The 20459-nt window shown below is 45.1% G+C and carries 18 protein-coding genes, 2 tRNA genes and 1 rRNA gene; 13 read left to right on the top strand and 8 right to left on the bottom strand.

The window, feature by feature from the left end; genetic code table 11:
* Positions 1–3 precede the first annotated feature (3 nt).
* The 6 genes from rrf to FKN08_RS16595 all read left to right on the top strand — a co-directional run bounded on the left by rrf (position 4) and on the right by FKN08_RS16595 (position 2504).
* Positions 4–120, top strand: a 5S ribosomal RNA gene (rrf, locus tag FKN08_RS16620).
* A gap of 46 nt (positions 121–166) precedes the next feature.
* A tRNA-Asp gene (locus tag FKN08_RS16615) sits at positions 167–243 on the top strand.
* 35 nt (positions 244–278) lie between these two features.
* Positions 279–355: transfer RNA gene (locus FKN08_RS16610), tRNA-Trp, on the top strand.
* Positions 356–691: 336 nt separating this feature from the next.
* On the top strand, positions 692–1024 hold the full coding sequence (locus FKN08_RS16605; RefSeq protein WP_005391613.1) for a DUF1904 domain-containing protein: 333 nt from the start codon (positions 692–694) through the stop codon (positions 1022–1024).
* Positions 1025–1036: 12 nt separating this feature from the next.
* Entirely contained in the window at positions 1037–1873 is an 837-nt protein-coding gene (mepA, locus tag FKN08_RS16600) for a penicillin-insensitive murein endopeptidase (protein ID WP_065646336.1), read from the top strand.
* Positions 1874–2195: 322 nt separating this feature from the next.
* Entirely contained in the window at positions 2196–2504 is a 309-nt protein-coding gene (locus tag FKN08_RS16595) for a hypothetical protein (protein WP_005391608.1), read from the top strand.
* A gap of 42 nt (positions 2505–2546) precedes the next feature.
* On the opposite strand, the gene FKN08_RS16590 is transcribed toward FKN08_RS16595, so the two are convergent.
* The 3 genes from FKN08_RS16590 to rdgC all read right to left on the bottom strand — a co-directional run bounded on the left by FKN08_RS16590 (position 2547) and on the right by rdgC (position 5284).
* On the bottom strand, positions 2547–2801 hold the full coding sequence (locus tag FKN08_RS16590; RefSeq protein WP_065646335.1) for a YfhL family 4Fe-4S dicluster ferredoxin: 255 nt from the start codon (positions 2799–2801) through the stop codon (positions 2547–2549).
* 2 nt (positions 2802–2803) lie between these two features.
* Positions 2804–4204, bottom strand: a complete 1401-nt coding sequence (gene yegQ, locus FKN08_RS16585) for a tRNA 5-hydroxyuridine modification protein YegQ (protein ID WP_006741904.1) — start codon at positions 4202–4204, stop codon at positions 2804–2806.
* Between the two features lie 165 nt (positions 4205–4369).
* Positions 4370–5284 (bottom strand): recombination-associated protein RdgC, encoded by a 915-nt coding sequence (rdgC, locus tag FKN08_RS16580; RefSeq protein WP_005391604.1) that lies wholly within the window; start codon positions 5282–5284, stop codon positions 4370–4372.
* Positions 5285–5508: 224 nt separating this feature from the next.
* Here rdgC and phoB point away from each other — a divergent pair, with 224 nt between their 5' ends.
* From phoB to FKN08_RS16565, 3 genes are read left to right on the top strand one after another with little or no spacing between them, the layout of a single operon-like run.
* Positions 5509–6198 (top strand): phosphate regulon transcriptional regulator PhoB, encoded by a 690-nt coding sequence (gene phoB / locus FKN08_RS16575; protein WP_005381752.1) that lies wholly within the window; start codon positions 5509–5511, stop codon positions 6196–6198.
* 40 nt (positions 6199–6238) lie between these two features.
* Positions 6239–7537, top strand: a complete 1299-nt coding sequence (gene phoR, locus FKN08_RS16570) for a phosphate regulon sensor histidine kinase PhoR (protein ID WP_170892554.1) — start codon at positions 6239–6241, stop codon at positions 7535–7537.
* Positions 7537–8496: a phosphate ABC transporter substrate-binding protein PstS family protein gene (locus FKN08_RS16565; RefSeq protein ID WP_170892553.1), complete on the top strand. Its 960-nt coding sequence runs from the start codon at positions 7537–7539 to the stop codon at positions 8494–8496. Before phoR ends, FKN08_RS16565 begins: the two co-directional genes overlap by 1 nt.
* Positions 8497–8530: 34 nt before the next feature.
* Here the strand turns inward: FKN08_RS16565 and ppx are convergent, their stop codons facing one another.
* Together ppx and ppk1 are read right to left on the bottom strand one after the other, a co-directional pair.
* Complete coding sequence (gene ppx, locus FKN08_RS16560) at positions 8531–10036, bottom strand: exopolyphosphatase (protein ID WP_104971300.1); 1506 nt, start codon at positions 10034–10036, stop codon at positions 8531–8533.
* Positions 10020–12110, bottom strand: a complete 2091-nt coding sequence (gene ppk1, locus FKN08_RS16555) for a polyphosphate kinase 1 (protein WP_005391598.1) — start codon at positions 12108–12110, stop codon at positions 10020–10022. The genes ppx and ppk1 overlap by 17 nt, the downstream gene beginning before the upstream one ends.
* Before the next feature lie 207 nt (positions 12111–12317).
* Here ppk1 and FKN08_RS16550 point away from each other — a divergent pair, with 207 nt between their 5' ends.
* The 4 genes from FKN08_RS16550 to phoU are packed head-to-tail and all read left to right on the top strand — an operon-like array spanning position 12318 to position 17776.
* Positions 12318–14522 (top strand): ABC transporter permease subunit, encoded by a 2205-nt coding sequence (locus FKN08_RS16550; protein WP_170892552.1) that lies wholly within the window; start codon positions 12318–12320, stop codon positions 14520–14522.
* Positions 14523–14552: 30 nt separating this feature from the next.
* Positions 14553–16226, top strand: a complete 1674-nt coding sequence (pstA, locus tag FKN08_RS16545; RefSeq protein WP_170892551.1) for a phosphate ABC transporter permease PstA — start codon at positions 14553–14555, stop codon at positions 16224–16226.
* A gap of 2 nt (positions 16227–16228) precedes the next feature.
* Positions 16229–17047: a phosphate ABC transporter ATP-binding protein PstB gene (pstB, locus tag FKN08_RS16540; protein ID WP_005381745.1), complete on the top strand. Its 819-nt coding sequence runs from the start codon at positions 16229–16231 to the stop codon at positions 17045–17047.
* Positions 17048–17077: 30 nt separating this feature from the next.
* Complete coding sequence (gene phoU / locus FKN08_RS16535) at positions 17078–17776, top strand: phosphate signaling complex protein PhoU (protein WP_005381744.1); 699 nt, start codon at positions 17078–17080, stop codon at positions 17774–17776.
* A gap of 62 nt (positions 17777–17838) precedes the next feature.
* Here phoU and ppk2 read toward each other — a convergent pair whose 3' ends face one another.
* From ppk2 to FKN08_RS16520, 3 genes are all read right to left on the bottom strand, one after another.
* The gene (gene ppk2 / locus FKN08_RS16530) at positions 17839–18615 is read right to left on the bottom strand and encodes a polyphosphate kinase 2 (protein WP_170892550.1); all 777 of its coding nucleotides are present in this window, start codon (positions 18613–18615) and stop codon (positions 17839–17841) included.
* 70 nt (positions 18616–18685) lie between these two features.
* On the bottom strand, positions 18686–19435 hold the full coding sequence (locus tag FKN08_RS16525; protein ID WP_170892549.1) for a copper homeostasis protein CutC: 750 nt from the start codon (positions 19433–19435) through the stop codon (positions 18686–18688).
* Positions 19436–19712: 277 nt separating this feature from the next.
* Positions 19713–20324: a peroxiredoxin C gene (locus FKN08_RS16520; protein WP_005381738.1), complete on the bottom strand. Its 612-nt coding sequence runs from the start codon at positions 20322–20324 to the stop codon at positions 19713–19715.
* Positions 20325–20459: the final 135 nt, after the last annotated feature.

Below are 20459 nucleotides of genomic sequence, written 5' to 3'. Positions count from 1 at the left end.
TTGCTTGGCGACCATAGCGTTTTGGACCCACCTGATTTCCATGCCGAACTCAGAAGTGAAACGAAATAGCGCCGATGGTAGTGTGGGGCTTCCCCATGTGAGAGTAGGACATCGCCAGGCTTTAAATTTTGGACACTTGCTGATTACAAGCGAGTGATACCACTGCGGAGTGGTAGTTCAGTTGGTTAGAATACCGGCCTGTCACGCCGGGGGTCGCGGGTTCGAGTCCCGTCCACTCCGCCACTTATTTGAGAGTCGTCTCATTAAACACGAACTGCAGGGGTGTAGCTCCAATTGGCAGAGCAGCGGATTCCAAATCCGCGTGTTGGGAGTTCGAATCTCTCCACCCCTGCCATATATCAAGGCTCTGACTTAGGTCAGAGCCTTTTTCGTTTCTAACGAGTAGTTGTCGACATCTGAGACACATCGATCTTAAGAACATATTACATCGGTGACTTAAGCCATTCTATTTTCCCTTGCAATAGATTGCGTCACTAAGCTTCGGTGTATCGTTTTACCCTTTCTTACTTCTCTTCATACTCCCATTACTCTTCGTTAGTGAGCTAGTTGATTTACTATTTGATCTATATGACGTGTATAGAAAAGGTTAGTGGTTACATTGGCTTGGATGATTAGTGACTTGGTTCCTGTTATTATCATGAGTTAATGCTAATAATTAGGAAGTAAGTTTATGCCACATTTTCGATTCCGTGCTGTAGAGCCGCAAGCTGTTCAGGCACTATCAAAGCCTCTGACGGATGAACTTCAGCCTCTGATGGACTGTCCGCGTGAGGATTTTACTTTTGAGTATATCTACACTACGTTTTTCAATGAGGGCGAGGTGAGTGCTGCATATCCTTTTGTCGAAGTGCTTTGGTTTGATCGTGGTCAGGAAGTACAAGATAAAGTTGCTAAGCTTATTACACAGCAAGTTCGTGGTATTGCTGGTGCGGATATTGATGTTGCAGTTATCTTTTCAGCTTTATCCCCTAAAGCTTATTACGATAATGGCGAACACTACTAAAGGCTAAAAGCTATGAAGCTGAGTTTCATTGTATCTTTGGGTTTATGTTTCTCAGCTTCTGTATACTCTACTCCTTGGGAGTCTGTTGCTAACCCTACCCGAAACTCTTCTTCCTCTATTGGTAGTTATGCCAACGGTTGTTTGGATGGCGCATTACCTTTGCCTCTTGATGGCGTTGGTTATCAAGTTTTACGCAGTAAAACGAAACGCTACTATGGGCACCCTAAAACGATAGAGTTTATTGAAAACCTAGCGCTTCAAGCTCATCAAAATCTCAACACAACGCTGCTTATAGGTGACCTGTCTTTACCACGAGGAGGAAGGTTTTCTTCTGGCCATTCTAGTCACCAAACTGGGTTAGATATTGATATCTGGTTAAGACTCGCTGACCAACCGCTTTCTTATAACGAATTACAACTCCCTAAGCCAATGAGTGTGGTGGACTTAAAAGGGTATTCCATACTTAACCATCGCTGGGAAGATAGGCACTTTAGGCTGATTCGATATGCTGCACAGAGTGAGGATGTTGCACGAATTTTTGTACATCCTGTCATTAAGGAGCAGCTTTGCTCGCAAGAAGAAGGCAAAGAACGTTCTTGGTTACGTAAAGTTCGCCCTTGGTGGGGGCATCATTACCACTTCCACGTCAGGTTATCTTGTCCTGAGTCGAGTGGCTATTGTGTTGAACAAGCTCTGCCTCCCGCTGGTGATGGTTGTGGGGTAGAGCTTGCTAGTTGGGGACCGAAAGTTAAGCCTATCGATAAGCCTCCGTCTGCGAAAGTTATTGCTAAGCCCAAGCGAAAAAAAGCGATTCCACCGCAATGCCAATCACTTATCTCTACTAACTAGAGTGACTCTACAGGTTTATATTCCCTTACGTATCTCTTTTATGAAACTGGAGAAACATCATACTTTTGTCTACAGTGAATAATACCAATACAAAAACTAACCTAATTAGTTTTGGTGACATAATATAGAAATCTAAATTAAACAAAGAGTTGTAGTATAGATAAGTCGTAACTTCTCTGTTTAGAAAGATCTTTCGTCACGATACTTTGGTTTCTTAGCAATATGTCTGTCAGTTGGCTAGCGAAGCAATAACAAGGCAGACAAGTGTGTGAGGCGGGAATGGATACTTCTCCTGCTAGAAGAGTAAATCAAGGATAAAACCATGACTATGATTTGTGCAAAAGAATTTGCAGAGTGGTTAAGACACAGATTTAGCAGTGAAACGAAAGGGGTCTTATTGACTCGGGTTGATGTAAACCACCTGACAGGACGTCAGCGTCTTGATCCCGGATTTGTTAATGATGTGCATTACGAGCTGATGCAATATGGAATGGCTTTCGTTACGGACACGAGCCGAGAAAACTTTTATCTTGTGCCGGTTTCCCAAGCTGAAAATTGGCGAGATCGGTTAGAGTCTCATTTTGAAAAAGAGTTGTTTTGTAATATCTATCCTATTGAAAAGTCGGGTTAAAAAAAGGTTCAACTTTGTCTCCAAAGTTGAACCTACTTGTTCTTATGCTAACCCTTGAATAATCACGAACTTCTCCAGTAACTGCTCTTCTGTTTCTATATGCTCCGGGTCTGTGATGATGCATTTTGTAATCGGACACACTGACTGACAGGTCGGCTTTTCGTAATGTCCCTTACACTCTGTACATAGAGCTGGGTCAATCTCGAAAATGCTTTCTCCCATGCTGATTGCCCCGTTGGGGCATTCGGGATCGCACATGTCGCAGTTGATGCATTTGTCAGTAATGAGCAAGGCCATGATTACTTACCAGTCGGGTTACGGGTGTCCTGCCCTGAGTTTAAGTTACGCATCAATAGACCGTATTCTAAATCTAGATCTGCTGGTACTGGAATGAAGACGAAGTGACCATTCCCTTTGGCATCCTCAATAGACTCTGACTTACGGTTTTCCATCGCTTCTAGCGTGAAAACAACATTACCTTTTGGCGTCATTAGCTCAAGACTATCACCGACAAGGAATTTATTTTTCACTTCTACTTCAGCCATATCGCCACGACGTTTACCTGTGAACTCACCGACAAACTGTTGAGCATCAGAGACTGAGTAGCCGTAATCGTAATTCTGGTAGGTGTCGTGAGTATGACGACGTAGGAAGCCTTCGGTATAGCCACGGTGAGCTAGGCTCTCTAGTGTACCCATTAGGCTTTCATCAAATGGTCGGCCTGCTACAGCGTCATCAATTGCTTTGCGGTAAACCTGTGCAGTACGAGCACAGTAATAGAATGATTTAGTACGACCTTCGATTTTCAGCGAGTGCACACCCATCTTGGTTAGGCGCTCAACATGCTGCACTGCTCGCAGGTCTTTAGAGTTCATGATGTAAGTACCATGTTCATCTTCGTACGCTGCCATTTTTTCTTCTGGACGGTGCGCTTCAGAAAGTAGAACGACTTCATCCGTTGGTTTACCACGACCAATTGTGGTTTCAGGGCGTTCGTCTTGTACTTCGACAGGCTGTGCTTCAGATGGGTCAAATTTCTCTACAATATCACCAGCGTCGTTTTCTTTGCCTTCTTCCACTTTGTATTCCCAACGGCACGCGTTGGTGCAAGTGCCTTGGTTAGGATCACGTTTGTTTATGTAACCAGAAAGTAGGCAACGACCAGAATAAGCCATGCATAATGCACCGTGAACGAATACTTCAAGTTCAGTTTCAGGACAATGCTCACGAATTTCTTCGATTTCTTCTAAAGATAGTTCGCGAGAAACGATCACACGTTCCACGCCATTAGCTGCCCAGAACTTAACAGTCGCCCAGTTTACAGCGTTTGCTTGTACAGAAAGGTGAATTGGCATTTCTGGGAAAGCTTCACGAACCATCATGATTAGGCCTGGATCTGACATGATCAATGCGTCAGGACCCATTTCTACGATTGGTTTAAGATCACGGATGAAGGTTTTTAGCTTCGAGTTGTGTGGTTGAATGTTACATACCACATAAAGCTTTTTGCCTAGAGCATGCGCTTCATCGATACCGATTTTTAGGTTTTCGTGGTTAAACTCATTGTTACGTACGCGGAGGCTGTAGCGAGGTTGGCCAGCGTAAACTGCATCTGCGCCGTAGGCGAATGCGTAACGCATGTTTTTCAGGCTTCCCGCAGGAGACAATAGCTCAGGTACGAATGCTTTCTCAGTTGTCATTGCTCAATTCTCTTTTATCTGATCACAAGTCAGGCCAATTCCACCTAATGGAAATGGGGCGCAAATTTTACGTCAAAATGTGAACTGTGACTAGGATAATTGTGCTTCAGATAGAAAAACGCCCTCAAAAAAAGTGAGGGCGTTATGGTTAACCTTTATACAATATTAAGCGTTGGGATTTGGTAAGCCGCCTAGCGCATCGTATAGGTTGGGTAGGAAAGCACTGAACTCCCCACACATCAGAGAGAAGTCTGCATCAAATCGAGCTGCTTGATCTTCACGTGGAATATCGTCATTTTGATCTTTCAATTCATCAGAGAATTTTAGACGCTTAATACCCGCATCTTCTGTCATGATGAATTCAATACGATCTTGCCAATTAAGTGCAAGCTTCGTTACGACTTTATCTGCTGCGATGTGGTTGCGGATTTCATCTGTGGTCAGCTCTTGCTTCTTACAACGAATCACGCCACCTTCTTCAAGCACGGATTTTAGCTCAGCTTCGTCCATCATGGTGATACCTTGAGGTGTGTCGCCCGTTTTCACCCACTCGGTTAGCGTTGTTTCAATCGCTACTTCTGGAATGGCAGGAACAACAGGTAAACTACCCATGGTTTTACGAAGTAGTGCTAATACGTCTTCCGCTTTTTTGTAGCTGCTTGCGTCAACAAGAATGAACCCTTCTTTTGGCATGATGAGCACGTGAGTGTGGCTGCTGCGGCTAAATGCGCGAGGCAGTAAATCCATTACGATGTCATCTTTCAGGTTGTCTTTCTCTTTCTTCTTCAGAGGACGACCTTCTTGCGCTTCCATTGCTTCTACTTTTGCATTCAATGACTCTTTGATCACTGAGGCAGGTAGCATTTTCTCTTCTTTCTTGGCGCAAATCAGAATGCGGTTTTCTGACACGTGAGTCATCATGTCGCCATGTCTACCCATTGCACTGACCCAGCCAAATTTCTGTTTATCTTGACTGCCACATGGGGTGAATCGGAATTCAGACAGTTGAGTTTCTAGTTGTTCGGCGTTGAAAGTAACCTCGCGGTTAACGCGGTATACCAGACAGTTTTTAAACCACATAAATCTTCTCTAGGCTTGATGACAAGGGACTAATCATAGGGAATTTTTGTGCTGATGTCTTAATAGAAATGAAAAATATCCGAATGAACCTCAAAAGAAAGTTATATGAAAATTTGTTTTCAAAGGTCACAAAAGTGTCATAATTGGTAGTGATAATGCTTATGCATAGAGGGGCGCTTTGTCTCTTAAATTCATTAGCTCAACGAACATAAGGTTACTCAATTATGTCTAGAAGGATTCTGGTTGTTGAAGACGAAGCTCCTATTCGCGAAATGCTGTGCTTCGTACTTGAGCAGAAAGGTTACCAAGCGGTAGAAGCGGAAGATTACGATACTGCAGTAACCAAACTGGCTGAACCCTTCCCTGATTTAGTTTTACTGGATTGGATGTTACCAGGCGGCAGCGGCATTAACTTCATCAAACACATGAAGCGAGAGGAATTAACGCGCAACATTCCAGTTGTGATGCTTACCGCTCGTGGTGAAGAAGAAGATAAAGTGCGCGGTTTAGAAGTCGGTGCGGATGACTACATTACTAAGCCATTCTCTCCTAAAGAGTTGGTTGCGCGCTTAAAAGCGGTGATTCGTCGCGTAACCCCGACCGCACTGGAAGACGTAATTGATGTGCAGGGATTGAAGCTTGATCCTGTATCACACCGTGTCACGGCTAATGATGCACCATTAGATATGGGCCCAACAGAATTTAAAATGCTGCATTTTTTCATGACGCATCAAGAGCGTGTGTACAGCCGTGAGCAGCTATTAAACAATGTTTGGGGTACTAACGTGTATGTCGAAGATCGTACGGTTGATGTTCATATTCGCCGCCTGCGTAAAGCATTGGAAGCCGCAGGTCATGATAAGCTGATCCAAACTGTTCGTGGTGCTGGATACCGCTTCTCGACAAAGGCATAAATTAACACGCAGCTTATCGGTACCATTTCTGGAGTTATGAGTGGTTGAAAGATTAACGTGGAAAAAGCTGGCCTGGGAGCTGGCTTTTTTTTACACCCCATGGGTGATAGTAGGTTGGATATTCGGTTATATGCCGTGGTTGCTTTTGGCAGCTACGGCATTGCAGCTTGTGTGGCATTTGCATAACCAAGTACGTTTATCTTCTTGGTTATGGGATGAAAAGCGCCTTACGCCACCGTCTGGTAGCGGTAACTGGGAATCTTTGCTCAATGGCTTGTATCGCTTACAGCAGCGCCAACGCCGTAAACGCAAAGAGCTTACTAATCTCATTCGCCGATTCAGAAATGGTGCGGAATCGTTACCCGATGCCGTCGTGGTGTTCCGTGCTGAAGGCAATATCGTTTGGTGTAACAAACTGGCTCAACACTTATTGGGTTTCCATTGGCCGGAAGACTCTGGTCAACCTATCTCCAACCTCATTCGTACGCCTGATTTTATCAAGTACCTCAACAAGAAAGACTTCTCTGAGCCATTGGAAATGCGCTCACCACTCAATGTCGAACGCATGCTAGAACTACGTATCGTACCGTATACCGAAGGTGAACATTTGATGGTGGTGCGTGATGTTAGCCAGTTAAAACAACTTGAGGGAATGCGCCGCAACTTCTTTGCTAACGTTTCTCATGAACTTCGTACACCAATGACGGTGCTGCAAGGTTATTTGGAGATGACAGAAGATCCTGACATGGTTGTGGGCCCAATGTGGAGCAAAGCGCATGGCGTCATGACGGAGCAGCTCAACCGCATGAACAGTTTGGTGAACCAACTACTGACGCTATCTAAAATTGAAGCGGCACCTATGCATGAGCTTGAAGATGTCGTGAATGTACCTGCGATGCTCGAAGTGCTAGAAAAAGAGGCGGTCAGCCTTAGCGGGGACAACCAACATAAATTGAAATTTGATGTTGATGCTAGCCTACGCGTACTGGGCGATGATGACCAGTTACGTAGTGCTATCTCTAACCTCGTTTATAATGCTGTCAAATACACACCGCCTGGCGCGAACATTAATGTTCGTTGGTTCCAGACATCTCAAGGCGCATGCTTAGAGGTGGAGGATAGTGGTGATGGTATAGAGCCTCAGCACCTCCATCGACTTACTGAGCGTTTTTATCGCGTCGATAAAGCAAGATCACGCGATACCGGAGGGAGTGGGTTAGGGTTGGCTATTGTGAAACATGCGCTGAGCCACCATGATGCTCATTTGGAAATTCACAGTGAAGTGGGCGTGGGCAGTAAGTTTTCTTTCGTATTGCCTGAGCGTTTGGTGGTGAAATAATGGCATTAAGAGTCGCAAAAGTGTTCAGTCTACTGGCTCTCGCTTGTTCCGGTATGGCTGCCGCTCAAGATAAACCATTGCCGAGTTATCATAAAACGACGGGGATTGTCGGGAACTTGCTCTCTGTTGGATCCGATACACTTGCAGGCATGACAACACTTTGGGTGGAAGAGTTTAAATCCATTTACCCGAATATTAATGCGCAAGTCCAAGCGTCTGGTTCTTCCACTGCACCCCCAGCATTGACCGAACAAACGGCTCAGTTTGGTCCCATGAGCCGCCCTATGCGTTTAAGAGAGGTTGAAGCGTTTGAACGTGAACATGGCTACAAGCCAACGGCACTTAGGGTTGCGATCGATGCAATCGGTATTTTTGTCCATCAAGACAATCCAATTCAAGGGCTCAACTTTAGTCAGTTAGATGCTTTGTTTTCTGCAACACTACGCTGTGGTGAAAGTCAATTTGTCACAAACTGGCAGCAACTCGGTCTTGAATCACAGTGGGCAAAGCGAAACGTCCAGTTGTTTGGTCGTAACTCCGTTTCTGGAACTTATGGTTACTTCAAAAGCAATGCCTTGTGTGGCGGCGATTTCAAGACCCGAGTTAACGAGCAGCCAGGCTCCGCGTCAGTTGTGCAAGCTGTAGCATCAACCATCAGTGGAATTGGTTATTCCGGTGTCGGTTATCGAGTGGCAGGCGTACGCTTAGTTCCGGTGGCAAAAACGGGGAATGACTACGTGACGCCAACGCGAGAACATATTGTTAGTGGTAAGTACCCACTATCACGTTACTTATATGTATATGTGAATAAGCACCCGGATTACCCATTAACACCAATAGAAGCCGAGTTTATTCGCTTTATTTTCTCCGCTCAGGGGCAAGCGTTGGTTGAGAAAGATGGTTATGTGCCCATTACGGCAGATTTTGCAGAAGAAGAGTTAAAAAAAGTCGGCCTGTAAGCCGACTTTTTGTTTAGGTATGAACAGCACGAGCTCAGAAAGTGAGTGTCCACTTCGCGCTGTCCCAACGTTCTTGTTCTTCCTGTAAATCAGCATGAAGCAATTTGTTGTTTTCTAGCCATGTTTTATCTGTGCACGTAAGAATCCATTCATCATTTTTGATGGATAAAGTGATGTCAGGCAATGGATCTTCGTTACGCTGTCCATTTAATACGATAGAAAGTCGTAATATTTTGATGAGGCTTATAACGTCACTCTGTTTATAGAGGTTGAAATCTGGCAGTTCTTGCAATTTGAGCGCTTTACGCTGGAAGCGAGCTAATGTTGCAAGCACTAATTGCTGCTCACGGTTGAAGCCTTGTAGAGTGGAATGCAACAGAATATAGAAAGAGTGGCGATGGAAGCTACGTAAGTTGATACTTAATCCGACTTCATGAAGCAATGCTGCCCATTCTAGTAAGTCAAATAACTCACTCTTTTTCTTAATGCCTAGTTCAGAGCGCACCTGACATAACATCTCACGTGCATGGCCTTTAACACGAGCAGCATGCTCTAAGTCAACCCGGTGTTTGTTGGCTAAATTTTCAGTTGTGCGCATACGTATATCGGAGCGCGCAAAACGCTCTTCCATTTCGTACAACAGGCCTTCGCGCAGAGCACCATCGGAGAAAAACATCTGCTCAATGCGAAGTGCTTTGAAAATTGCGGACAAAATCGCCACGCCTGCCGCGAATACGGGCTTACGTTCTTCTGTTAAACCTGTCAGTTCAATCTCTTCAATTGAATCAAAATTACACAGAGTTTCAATAAGCGTGTCCAGTCTCTTCGCGGTGATCAGGCCATCTTCAAAACCTAATCCTACTAGCACTTCTTGAATCGCTTTGATGGTTCCTGATGAGCCGAGAGCGATATCCCAGCCCTTTTTACGGTATGCTGAAGCGATGGACTCGAGTTTTTGCTCGGCGGCTAACATCGCTTTATTAAAGTTTTTCCCAGACAGTTTGCCGTTTTTAAAATATTGCTCTGTAAAGCTGACGCATCCCATCTGTTTACTGTTGAGAAGCTCAGGTTCAAACTCTTGTCCAATGATCATTTCGGTACTGCCGCCACCAATATCAACGACCAACTTGGAGTTTGACTCTACTTGAGTGTGAGCGACACCTAAGTATATCAGGCGGGCTTCTTCTTCCCCTGGGATGATTTCTATTGGGAAGGGCATCACTTCTTTCGCACGCTCAATGAATAGATGAGCATTTTTAGCGCGTCTTAGTGTGTGTGTCGCGGCGATACGCACATTCGACTCATCAAGCCCTTGCAGCCTCTCAGCGAACATGGCTAAGCACTCTAACGCGCGTTCCATCGCGGAATGACTTAAGTTCAATTCACTGTCGAGTCCTGATGCTAAGCGAACACGCTGTTTATGACGGCTAACCAGTTGTAAGTCACTGCCTACAACTTTGGCCACCACCATGTGGAAACTGTTTGAGCCGAGGTCTATCGCGGCAATGTAGCGAGTATCTTGTTCAAGTATTTGAGGCATCTGAATTTTGTTTTCTAGTTTGCTTTTCTATATTTTTAAGATAGTCATAGATAGCGATTTGAGAACGAACTTTTTTGCGATTACCTCGTGGTACGTAAGCGTTGCTCATTTCCTTATCTATAAAACGAGCCTTTACTGTATCGGTAAAATGGATATTCGTTATATCAATAATTCTCTGTTTCAAACGTGGATCACGGACTGGCGCCGCCACCTCAATGCGGTGATCGATATTTCTTGTCATCCAGTCAGCGGAAGAGATATAGACTTGCGGATCGCCATCGTTATGGGTAATCACCACGCGTGGGTGTTCCAAAAAGCGGTCAACAATACTGATGATGCGAATGTTGTCGCTGATTCCCTCAATGCCTGGTACTAAGGAGCACATGCCGCGAATGATCATGTTTATTTTCACTCCCGCCGTACTTGCTCCATATAGCTTATTGACTATGCCTTTGTCGACTAGGTTATTGACCTTGATCGTAAGGGCGGCTTTTTTCCCTAGCTTAGCATTCGCAATTTCATTATCGATTAGGCGGTAGATTTGGGTTCGAGAATTACGAGGAGATACCATGAGGTGATTGAACTTCACTGGGCGATATGGATTCTCAATGTAACCGAAGACATTACGAACTTCGTTAGTGATTTCTTGATCTGCGGTAAGGAGAGAGAAGTCGGTATAAATTCGTGCCGTTTTCTCATGGAAGTTGCCTGTGCCGATGTGCGCGTAGCGAATAATTTCTTCACCTTCACGGCGACTGATCATCAGTAGCTTTGAATGAATCTTAAGGCCAGGCGCTCCGAAGATGACGTGCACACCTGCCTCGGTCAACACTTTTGACCATTCGATATTGGCTTCTTCATCAAAGCGAGCCTGCAGCTCCACGACCACGGTGACGTTTTTGCCGTTGTGCACGGCATCAATTAACGAGTTCATCAAGCGAGAATCTTTCGCGACACGGTAAATGTTAATCTTGATACTAAGTACTTTCGGATCGAAGGAGGCTTGGCGCACCAACTCACTAATGTGGTCAAAAGTGTGGTAGGGGTAATAGAGTAGAATATCTTTCGCTTTAATCGCATCAAAGCTGTTAGCGTAACCTTCGAAATCGGCGCACTTCATTGGCGGAAGCGGTTTATTTTCAAGGTACTCTCGCCCAACATTTGGAAACGCAATGAAGTCTTTAAAATTGTGATAGCGGCCGCCGGGGATAAGGTTATCGTAATTAGAGATATTGAGCTTGTTACAAAGAAACTCTAGCATTTGGGGCGGCATATCACGTTCGTAGACGAAGCGAACGGGCTTTGCTGTCAGTCGCTGATTGACACCTTCCGACATTTGTTCGAGCAAGCTGTATTCGATTTCGTTGCGTAAATCGTATTCGGCGTCACGCGTCATTTTCATCGCATAGCCGCTAAGCTCATCATAATCAAAAAAGCCTTTGAATAGCTCATCCAAACAGTGGCGGATAATATTATCAAGTAAGATGATGGTTTTTCGACGCTTTCCTTTCTGTTCTGGTACCATCACAAAGCGGGGAAGGTGATCGGTCGGAATTTCGATCAGAGCGTATTGGTAATGTTCTTCTTTACGTAGCTCTACGGCGATGTAAGCGTACTCGTCTTTGAGAAATTGCAGAACATCGATCTCATCTTTCATTAGCAGAGGGGTGATATGCGGCATGACCTCTCTACGGAAGTATTTCGCGATCCACTTTTGCTGCGATTCATCCAGTTGTTGCTCGTTGACCAAGAAAATGCGACGTCGCGCCATTTCTCGAATCAATTCGCTGTAAAGCTCATCAAATTGTTCGTTAAGCTTTAGTGCTTTCGACTGCATTTTGGTTAACAGTCGTTTAGGGCTATCACTGCCACCGCGCTCTTGGCTGATTAGGATTCTGCGCTTCACGTCCGCAAAGCGTACTTTGTAAAATTCATCTAAATTGTTGGAAAAGATCCCAAGAAAGCGAATACGTTCGATCAAAGGGACGGTTTTATCGGCAGCTTCTTGTAATACTCGTTCGTTGAAAGACAACCAACTAAGTTCTTTTTCTATATATAGTTTTTCTGCGCTCATAACCTTACCTAGCCAAAAGTGAAGTAATACGTACTCATCTTGGAAAAATGGATGAGTGAGAACATTATGAGATTTTCATTACAGATTTATTTCATACCACGCATTGCATAAGAGTTGTATTCTTTTCAGGTGTTTAATGTGATCTGTAATATAATTGTCATCTTAACGACATATTCTAGTACTAAGTCAAAAAAGGTAGAGATTTAAATGGCACAAGCCGAGTTTTCATTGCAGGAAAAAGATAAGAAACGACTAATAAAAGATCGTTTAGTTCGACTTGCAGTGACATCCGGTGGTGTCGGAGTACTCGCGGCGCTTATTTTGATCTTTGTCTACCTCGCCATGGTGATCATCCCGCTTTTTTCTGATGCTGAGATCAAAACCAACCAAGCCATTCGAGCCACTCATATTGAAACACCACTAGCGATTTCGGTGGATGATTACGCTCAGCTCGCGTTCGTTTTAACCCAAAGTGGTGAGATTCAATATTTGTCGATGGACGATCCTACGAAGCCTGCGGTGTATAAACAGCAAATCGTCCAGGAACCCGTCGCTTTCTCTCAATCTGCTCCTGGACTAGGTTGGTATGGGTTTGTTGATGGGCAGGGTAAAGCGCACCTTTTCAAGCCTGAATTTAATGCCACGTTGAGAGAAAATACACGTCCTCCGGAAGTGATTGAGCTAGACACCAGCATGGATCTGACGCTGAGTACGCCTCAAGATCCTGTGACTCAGTTTGTGTTTGCAGCTTCAACGCCCTTACCAACAATTGTTTGGCAGACACAAAGCGGTGAAGTGAAGGCTCGTTGGCAAGTGGCTTCGTCTTTGGGTACGCCTCCGACAACGATCGATTTTACGTTCTCTTCAGGCTTTGATGCACCTCAGCAAATGTTATTGACACCTGATGGTGAAACGCTTTATTTACGCGATGGCTCTGAGTTGATCGTGTTAAAGAAAACCGCACGTAAATTTGCTGTGCGAGAGGTGGTCGACCTCACTCAAGGTGATAAGAAGCACTCCGTTCGTACAATGGACCTACTGGCTGGTGCTTACTCGCTTTTGGTGACACACAACGATGGTCGGGTGTCGCAATGGTTTGATACGCTGCAAGAAGAGAGACGCACGTTAACGCATATTCGTGATTTTAAATTGGCATCAGAGCTTAAGTATTTGTTGCCGGATTCTCATCGCAAAGGATTTTATAGCTTTTACACCAACGGCACGTTGCAAAGCCATTATACAACCAGTGAAAAACTGGTGTTGTTTAAGCGTGCTTACAATCAAGCGCCCGCAATCGCAGCAATGTCCAACAATGAACGCTACTTAATCACTTGGCAAAGTAATGAGTTAAATGTTGCGGAAGTGGACAATGCCTATCCGGAAATTTCCTTGTCCTCATTATGGCAAGAAGTGTGGTACGAAGGGTATCCTGAGCCTGAATTTGTGTGGCAATCGACTTCGGCGAGCGATAACTTTGAGGCTAAGTTCAGCCTAGTACCTATTGCGTTCGGGACGGTAAAAGTGGCAATGTTTGCGATGCTGTTCTCAGTACCGCTCGCAGTGCTAGGTGCTATTTATACGGCGTACTTTATGTCGCCACGCATGCGTCGTGTCGTAAAACCGTCGATTGAGCTAATGGAAGCACTGCCGACGGTGATCATTGGTTTCCTAGCGGGGCTGTGGTTCGCGCCTATTGTCGAAGATCACCTGATTACGATCGTCGTCATGCTGTTTGTTTTGCCCTTGAGCACCATGATTATGGGCGGGCTATGGGCATTAATACCGCAACCTTTGCGTAATCGTCTGCCTAATGGTTGGCATGCTTTAGTGCTCATGCCTGTCATATTGGTACTGATTGGGCTTGGCGTGTGGATTTCGCCTACGATTGAGCAGACGTTCTTTGGTGGCGATATGCGCTTATTCTTAACCGAGCATGGTATTGGTTACGATCAACGCAATGCATTGGTGGTGGGGTTAGCGATGGGGTTTGCTGTTATCCCGACGATTTTTACCATCGCCGAAGATGCCATTTTCTCTGTACCGAAGCATTTATCGGATGGCTCTTTGGCATTAGGGGCCACGCCTTGGCAAACTTTAATCTATGTTGTCTTGCTTACCGCAAGCCCAGGTATTTTTTCTGCCATTATGATGGGCCTGGGGCGCGCTGTTGGCGAAACCATGATTGTGTTAATGGCTACGGGTAATACGCCATTAATGGATTGGAATATTTTGGAAGGATTGCGCAGCCTGTCGGCGACCATCGCCGTTGAGTTGCCAGAGTCGGAAGTTGGAAGTTCGCATTATCGCCTGCTGTTCCTAGCTGCATTGATTTTGTTTGTGTTTACGTTTGCAGTAAACGCGCTTGCGGAGTGGGTTCGTCAGAGACTGAGAGACAAGTACCGTGCGTTGTAATAATGGTTTGAATAAAGAGCGAGTAATGACGTGTTAAATTGGATTCGTTCTGGCGCACCGTGGATATGGCTAACAGGCGGTGCAGTCAGCATCAGTTTGTTGTCGGTATTAGGGTTGTTACTCCTTATCGGTTGGAAAGGCCTGACTTACTTTTGGCCAGCTCCCTTGTATCAGTGGAATGTTGCAGCGCTGACCCCTGTACAAGGCGAAGTGCTACATGAAAATACTATTCTGATTGGTCAAGTGTATGAACGCAGCTTTGTACCGAAGAGTTATCTGCCTGAAAGCGCGGCGCAGCAATTAGAAGACGATGAAGACTTTGCTACGCGACTCAGTATCAAAATCGCCAACCGAGAGTTGTATCCCGCCGATTTTATCTCCGTATTGCAAATGCAGTTGGATGAGCCCACGACGCCAAAAGAGTGGGCAGTGATCGAGCGCAGTAGTGGCGGTTACTTTTTTGGTAAGCTGGTGGCGTTTCAGGATGGAGACAACTTATACACCAACGATATTCAATCCGTCTTGAATAGAAAACTGGATGATGCAGAAACTCTGCGCCATGAGATTGACTCTTTGGTTGTCGATCAGCTTAAAGAGCTTGGTTGGAAGCTAGAGCAGTTGCGATTAGAAAAGCGCAAGCATGAGTTGAATGACACGCTGACAGAAAGCTTCTTAAAGGAAAACCAGACGAAAAAAGAGCGGATAGAGAAAGCTCTGGCGACGTTAGATTTACAGCTTGATGGCTTACGATTACAGCTTTCTGGCTATGCCCTGATTGTCGAGGATATGACGGGCTCACAAGTATCGATTCCGCTCGAAGACATTTTGGACTACTGGTACCCAAACCAAATGTCACTGCCTGATAAAGTCATGCACTGGGGGAAGCAGGTTTGGAAGTTTTTATCTGAAGATCCAAGAGAGTCTAATTCCGAGGGAGGCGTGTTCCCTGCGATATTTGGTACGGTTTTCTTAGTAATTATCATGTCGATCATTGTGATGCCACTTGGGGTGATCGCCGCTATCTATCTGCATGAATACGCTAAGAATAACGCTCTAACCAGGGTTATTCGTATTGCGGTTATAAACCTAGCGGGTGTTCCATCGATTGTTTATGGCGTATTTGGTTTAGGCTTCTTTGTTTATACGATTGGTGCCTCTATCGATAACGTATTCTATGCGGAGAAGCTACCGGCACCAACCTTTGGTACTCCGGGTTTGTTGTGGTCTGCACTAACTCTTGCCGTGCTGACGCTTCCAGTTGTGATTGTGACAACAGAAGAAGGTTTAACTCGTATTCCGAGTTCAGTACGACATGGTTCTCTGGCGCTTGGTGCAACTCAGTTCGAAACACTATGGCGTGTGGTTTTGCCTATGGCGACGCCAGCTATTATCACAGGGCTGATCCTTGCGATTGCGCGTGCAGCTGGCGAAGTAGCGCCACTGATGCTGGTGGGGGTCGTGAAATTGGCATCCAGTTTACCGGTTGACGGGCAATTCCCTTATGTGCATTTGGATAGAAAGTTCATGCATTTAGGTTTTCACATTTACGATGTTGGCTTTCAAACCTCCAACATCGAAGCGGCGCGACCATTAGTTTATGCCACCTCTTTCTTACTCGTGACAGTGATTGTCGGGCTAAACTTAACAGCAATCAGTATTCGCAATAATTTACGAGAAAAATACAGAACGTTAGGACAAGATTAAGTATGTTTAATTTTGATAGTACATTAGGTTATGAGCCACCATTGGACGTTCATAATTTAACGGATGAACAAACAGCAATCTCAATCGAGAACCTTAATCTGTTCTATGGTCAAACTCAGGCGCTGCATGATATTTCGATGCGAATTCCCAAAGGGCGAGTCACCGCTTTTATCGGTCCTTCAGGGTGTGGAAAGTCGACGTTATTACGTTGCATCAATCGCATGAACGACTTAGTGGAAGGGTGTCGAGTCACAGGTAAAGTCCGTCTACATGGCAAGAATGTTTATCATCCTAATGTCGATGTTGCGACACTTCGACGCCGAGTGGGGATGGTGTTTCAAAGACCCAATCCATTTCCTAAGTCTATTTATGAAAATGTAGTTTATGGCTTACGCTTACAAGGTGTAAAAAACAGCCGCAGTTTAGATGACGCAGTGGAGCGATCCTTGCGCTCGGCGGCGTTGTGGGATGAGGTAAAAGACCGCTTGCATGAGAACGCATTTGGTTTATCTGGTGGTCAGCAACAGCGCTTGGTCATTGCGCGCGCGGTGGCGATTGAGCCGGAAGTCCTGTTATTGGATGAGCCGACATCAGCGTTGGATCCAATCTCAACTTTAACTATTGAAGAGCTTATCAATGAGCTTAAGACTCAATATACTGTTGTTATCGTTACCCATAACATGCAGCAAGCGGCGCGAGTGAGTGATCACACCGCATTCATTCATATGGGTAAGTTAATTGAATACTCTGACGCGGACTCGATCTTCACCTCGCCAATGAAGAAACAGACCGAAGATTATATTACGGGTCGATACGGTTAAGTCGCGACTCTATACGGAATAAGGAACATCATGCACTTTGGACGTCATATTTCAGGACAATTCAACGTAGAGCTAGAATCGATTCGTACTCATGTATTAACCATGGGTGGCTTGGTAGAACAGCAGCTTTCGTATGCTATTCAAGCCTTGCATAAAGAAGACATCGAACTGGCGCGTAAGGTTGTGCGTGACGATCATAAAGTGAATGCGATGGAAGTCTCGATCGATGACGCCTGCACACGCATTATTGCTAAGCGTCAGCCAACGGCAAAAGACTTGCGCTTAATCATGGCTATCATCAAAACGATCACTGATTTAGAACGTATCGGTGACGTGGCGACACGCATTGCTTACGTTGCCATTGAAAGCCCATCATCAAAAGAACGACAGTTCCAAGTGTCGTTAGAGCCTCTCTGCCGTCAGGCTATTAATATGCTGCATCAGGTTTTAGATGCGTTCGCCCGCATGGATGTGGAAGCGGCAGCAGAGGTGCACAAACAAGATGACAAGCTAGACGCCGAATATGAAGCGGTAATTCGTCAGTTGATGACCTACATGATGGAAGACCCAAAAAATATTCCCAACATTCTGCAAGTGATGTGGTCTGCACGTGCCATTGAACGCGTGGGGGACCGTTGCCAGAACATTTGTGAATACATTATTTACTTCGTGAAAGGGAAAGATGTACGCCATCTAGGTGATCAAAGCATTGATGACGTACTGAAGTAACTGATTTCAATAAATAGACCAGCTTTTAGGCTGGTCTATTTATTAGGGAGAGGGAAAGCACGTCAATATTTATCGGGCACGAAGGTCTGATCATCAATGGGCGCTCTGACGTAACCTTCTTTATTGAGTTCAGGTAATTCGATGGGTGAGTACTCAAGTGCTTTGTAATCAATCTGGCTTAGTAAATGACTGATACAGTTCAAGCGCGCTTTCTTTTTATCATCAGAAGGGACGACCCACCAAGGGCAGTTTTTCGTGTCTGTATAGGCAAACATCTTATCTTTTGCTTCCGAATACTCCGCCCAGCGATGACGTGACTCCAAATCCATTGGGCTGAATTTCCAACGTTTGATCGGCGTATTAATTCGGCCTAGAAAACGTTTTTCCTGCTCTTCGTCTGAAACCGAAAACCAATACTTAATCAGAATAATCCCAGAGCGTTGCAACATTCTCTCGAATTCAGGGCAAGAGCGTAAAAACTCTTCGTATTCGTTTGGAGTACAGAACTCCATGACTTTTTCGACACCTGCTCGGTTATACCAACTTCGGTCAAATAAAACGATTTCACCAGCAGATGGTAAATGAGCGACGTAACGTTGGAAGTACCATTGCGTTTTTTCTTTTTCTGTCGGTGCAGGCAGAGCGACCACGCGACAAACACGCGGGTTTAGCTTTTCTGTGATGCGTTTAATCACCCCGCCTTTGCCCGCAGCATCACGGCCTTCAAACAGAACCACCACTTTTAACCCTTTGTGTTTGACCCACTCTTGAAGTTTTACGAGCTCAACTTGAAGGTTTTTGAGCTCCTTTTCGTATTCCTTTTTCTTCAATTTAGACATACACCTTTCCTCACTCCTTGATAAACAATATGTTAGCACTCAAAAGCTATGCGTGTGAGGTTACGGTGGTCTATTTGAGAGCTGCTACAACATCGGTAATGGCTTGTGTACTTGTGATGGGGATTAAGAAATCATCGACATCGGATGCGCCTATTTTGCTTTGTTCTGCTACAAAGGTCATTTTACTCGGTCGAGTCACTTTCCCTGACAGATGGATTTCAGGAACTTGAGTGTCTTCTACTAATGCACGTACGTTACTCGCATTAACGCCAGCACCCGCCATGATTGCAATGCGTCCTTGGGCTTGTTCAACAAGAGATTTAAGTACTTTCTGGCCTGCTGGCGCAGAAGGTGCGAGCCCTGAAGTGAGAATGCGTTCGCAGCCCAAACTGATGACCTCTTCCAATGCTGATTGAGCGTTTCTACATTGATCAAAAGCACGATGGAACGTTATGCCCAGCCCTAATTCCTGTGCGAATTCGCACAGTGCTGTTGCAAAGGGCATGTGAATACCCCCCTCTTGAGTGAGTACACCTAAAACCACACCATCCAAGCCCGATTGGTGAGCAGCTTCAATATCCCAACGCATCATTTCGATCTCTTCTTCACAGTAGAAGAAGTCACCTTGGCGTGGGCGGATCATGGCATAAACTGGAACACTAGAAAGCTTAGCCGCTTGCTGCATAAAGCCATAACTGGGTGTTAGCCCGCCTAAAGCCAAAGAGGAGCAAAGTTCAATCCGAGTGGCGCCGCCAGCAATGGCGTAGTGCAGAGATTCAATATTATCGATACAGACTTCTAGGTGAGTAACCACGTTCATTCATCCTGCTAACGTTACAAATAAGTGTTGTGGCTAAGATATTAACAGGGCCAGTAAGCAGAATCTGTATGGAGGGCATGAGAAATAGAGGTAAAGTTTACGCTGCAGCGTTACCTCATTTTGGCGGTTTATCTGAAGGTAAAAGAAAGCCCAGAGCATTTGCTCTAGGCTTTGATAGGACTTTACTTAGACTGATTGGCGTTTGCGGTTTTCCGCATTAGCTTTTTGCTTTATATACATCCAACCATCACACCCGTTGAGCTAGGGTGAAGGTCTATTATTTTTTGCCTAGGTCAGCTGCGTGCTCAGATAGGAACGCAGCAACACCTTTTGGAGATGCGTCCATACCTGCTTTACCTTCTTCCCATTGTGCAGGACATACTTCGCCGTGCTTCTGGTGGAAGTTAAGAGCGTCAACCATGCGTAGCATTTCGTCGATGTTACGGCCTAGTGGTAGGTCGTTAACTACTTGGTGACGTACAACGCCTTCTTCGTCGATTAGGAAAGAACCACGGAAAGCAACGCCTGCTTCTGGGTGCTCAACGTCGTAAGCTTTACAGATTTCGTGCTTAACGTCAGCAACTAGTGGGTACTTAACTTGACCGATACCGCCATCTTCGATAGCAGTGTTACGCCATGCGTTGTGAGAGAACTGAGAATCGATAGAAACACCGATTACTTCAACACCTTTAGCTTGGAAATCAGCTAGACGGTTGTCGAATGCGATTAGCTCAGATGGGCAAACGAAAGTGAAATCTAGTGGGTAGAAGAATACTACTGCTTTCTTACCTTTAGTGAACTCTGCAAAGTTGAAGTTTTCAACGATTTCACCGTTACCTAGAACAGCTGCTGCAGTAAAATCAGGGGCTTGACGACCTACTAGTACCATTTTTTTGCTCCTAAAAAGTATGGTTAGTTCCAAACCGAATTCAGTTGTGTCGGTTTGGTCCGTGTTTGTACGAGACAAACTATAGTACAGATTGTAGTATTGAAAAAAGCGAAATAAATAGATTGAGTTAATCGA

It is taken from the genome of Vibrio sp. 1-2 (7-a), from assembly GCF_013048515.1.
Classification (GTDB): Bacteria; Pseudomonadota; Gammaproteobacteria; order Enterobacterales; family Vibrionaceae; genus Vibrio; species Vibrio diabolicus.
This window is presented reverse-complemented; position numbering and strand designations above follow the sequence as displayed.

Excerpts from the sequence above, each read along its gene's own strand:
- FKN08_RS16605 (WP_005391613.1), top strand. The coding sequence starts at position 692 with ATGCCACATTTTCGATTCCGTGCTGTAGAGCCGCAAGCTGTTCAGGCA.
- mepA (WP_065646336.1), top strand. The coding sequence starts at position 1,037 with ATGAAGCTGAGTTTCATTGTATCTTTGGGTTTATGTTTCTCAGCTTCT.
- FKN08_RS16595 (WP_005391608.1), top strand. The coding sequence starts at position 2,196 with ATGACTATGATTTGTGCAAAAGAATTTGCAGAGTGGTTAAGACACAGA.
- FKN08_RS16590 (WP_065646335.1), bottom strand. The coding sequence starts at position 2,801 with ATGGCCTTGCTCATTACTGACAAATGCATCAACTGCGACATGTGCGAT.
- yegQ (WP_006741904.1), bottom strand. The coding sequence starts at position 4,204 with ATGACAACTGAGAAAGCATTCGTACCTGAGCTATTGTCTCCTGCGGGA.
- rdgC (WP_005391604.1), bottom strand. The coding sequence starts at position 5,284 with ATGTGGTTTAAAAACTGTCTGGTATACCGCGTTAACCGCGAGGTTACT.
- phoB (WP_005381752.1), top strand. The coding sequence starts at position 5,509 with ATGTCTAGAAGGATTCTGGTTGTTGAAGACGAAGCTCCTATTCGCGAA.
- FKN08_RS16565 (WP_170892553.1), top strand. The coding sequence starts at position 7,537 with ATGGCATTAAGAGTCGCAAAAGTGTTCAGTCTACTGGCTCTCGCTTGT.
- ppx (WP_104971300.1), bottom strand. The coding sequence starts at position 10,036 with ATGCCTCAAATACTTGAACAAGATACTCGCTACATTGCCGCGATAGAC.
- ppk1 (WP_005391598.1), bottom strand. The coding sequence starts at position 12,110 with ATGAGCGCAGAAAAACTATATATAGAAAAAGAACTTAGTTGGTTGTCT.
- FKN08_RS16550 (WP_170892552.1), top strand. The coding sequence starts at position 12,318 with ATGGCACAAGCCGAGTTTTCATTGCAGGAAAAAGATAAGAAACGACTA.
- pstB (WP_005381745.1), top strand. The coding sequence starts at position 16,229 with ATGTTTAATTTTGATAGTACATTAGGTTATGAGCCACCATTGGACGTT.
- phoU (WP_005381744.1), top strand. The coding sequence starts at position 17,078 with ATGCACTTTGGACGTCATATTTCAGGACAATTCAACGTAGAGCTAGAA.
- ppk2 (WP_170892550.1), bottom strand. The coding sequence starts at position 18,615 with ATGTCTAAATTGAAGAAAAAGGAATACGAAAAGGAGCTCAAAAACCTT.
- FKN08_RS16525 (WP_170892549.1), bottom strand. The coding sequence starts at position 19,435 with ATGAACGTGGTTACTCACCTAGAAGTCTGTATCGATAATATTGAATCT.
- FKN08_RS16520 (WP_005381738.1), bottom strand. The coding sequence starts at position 20,324 with ATGGTACTAGTAGGTCGTCAAGCCCCTGATTTTACTGCAGCAGCTGTT.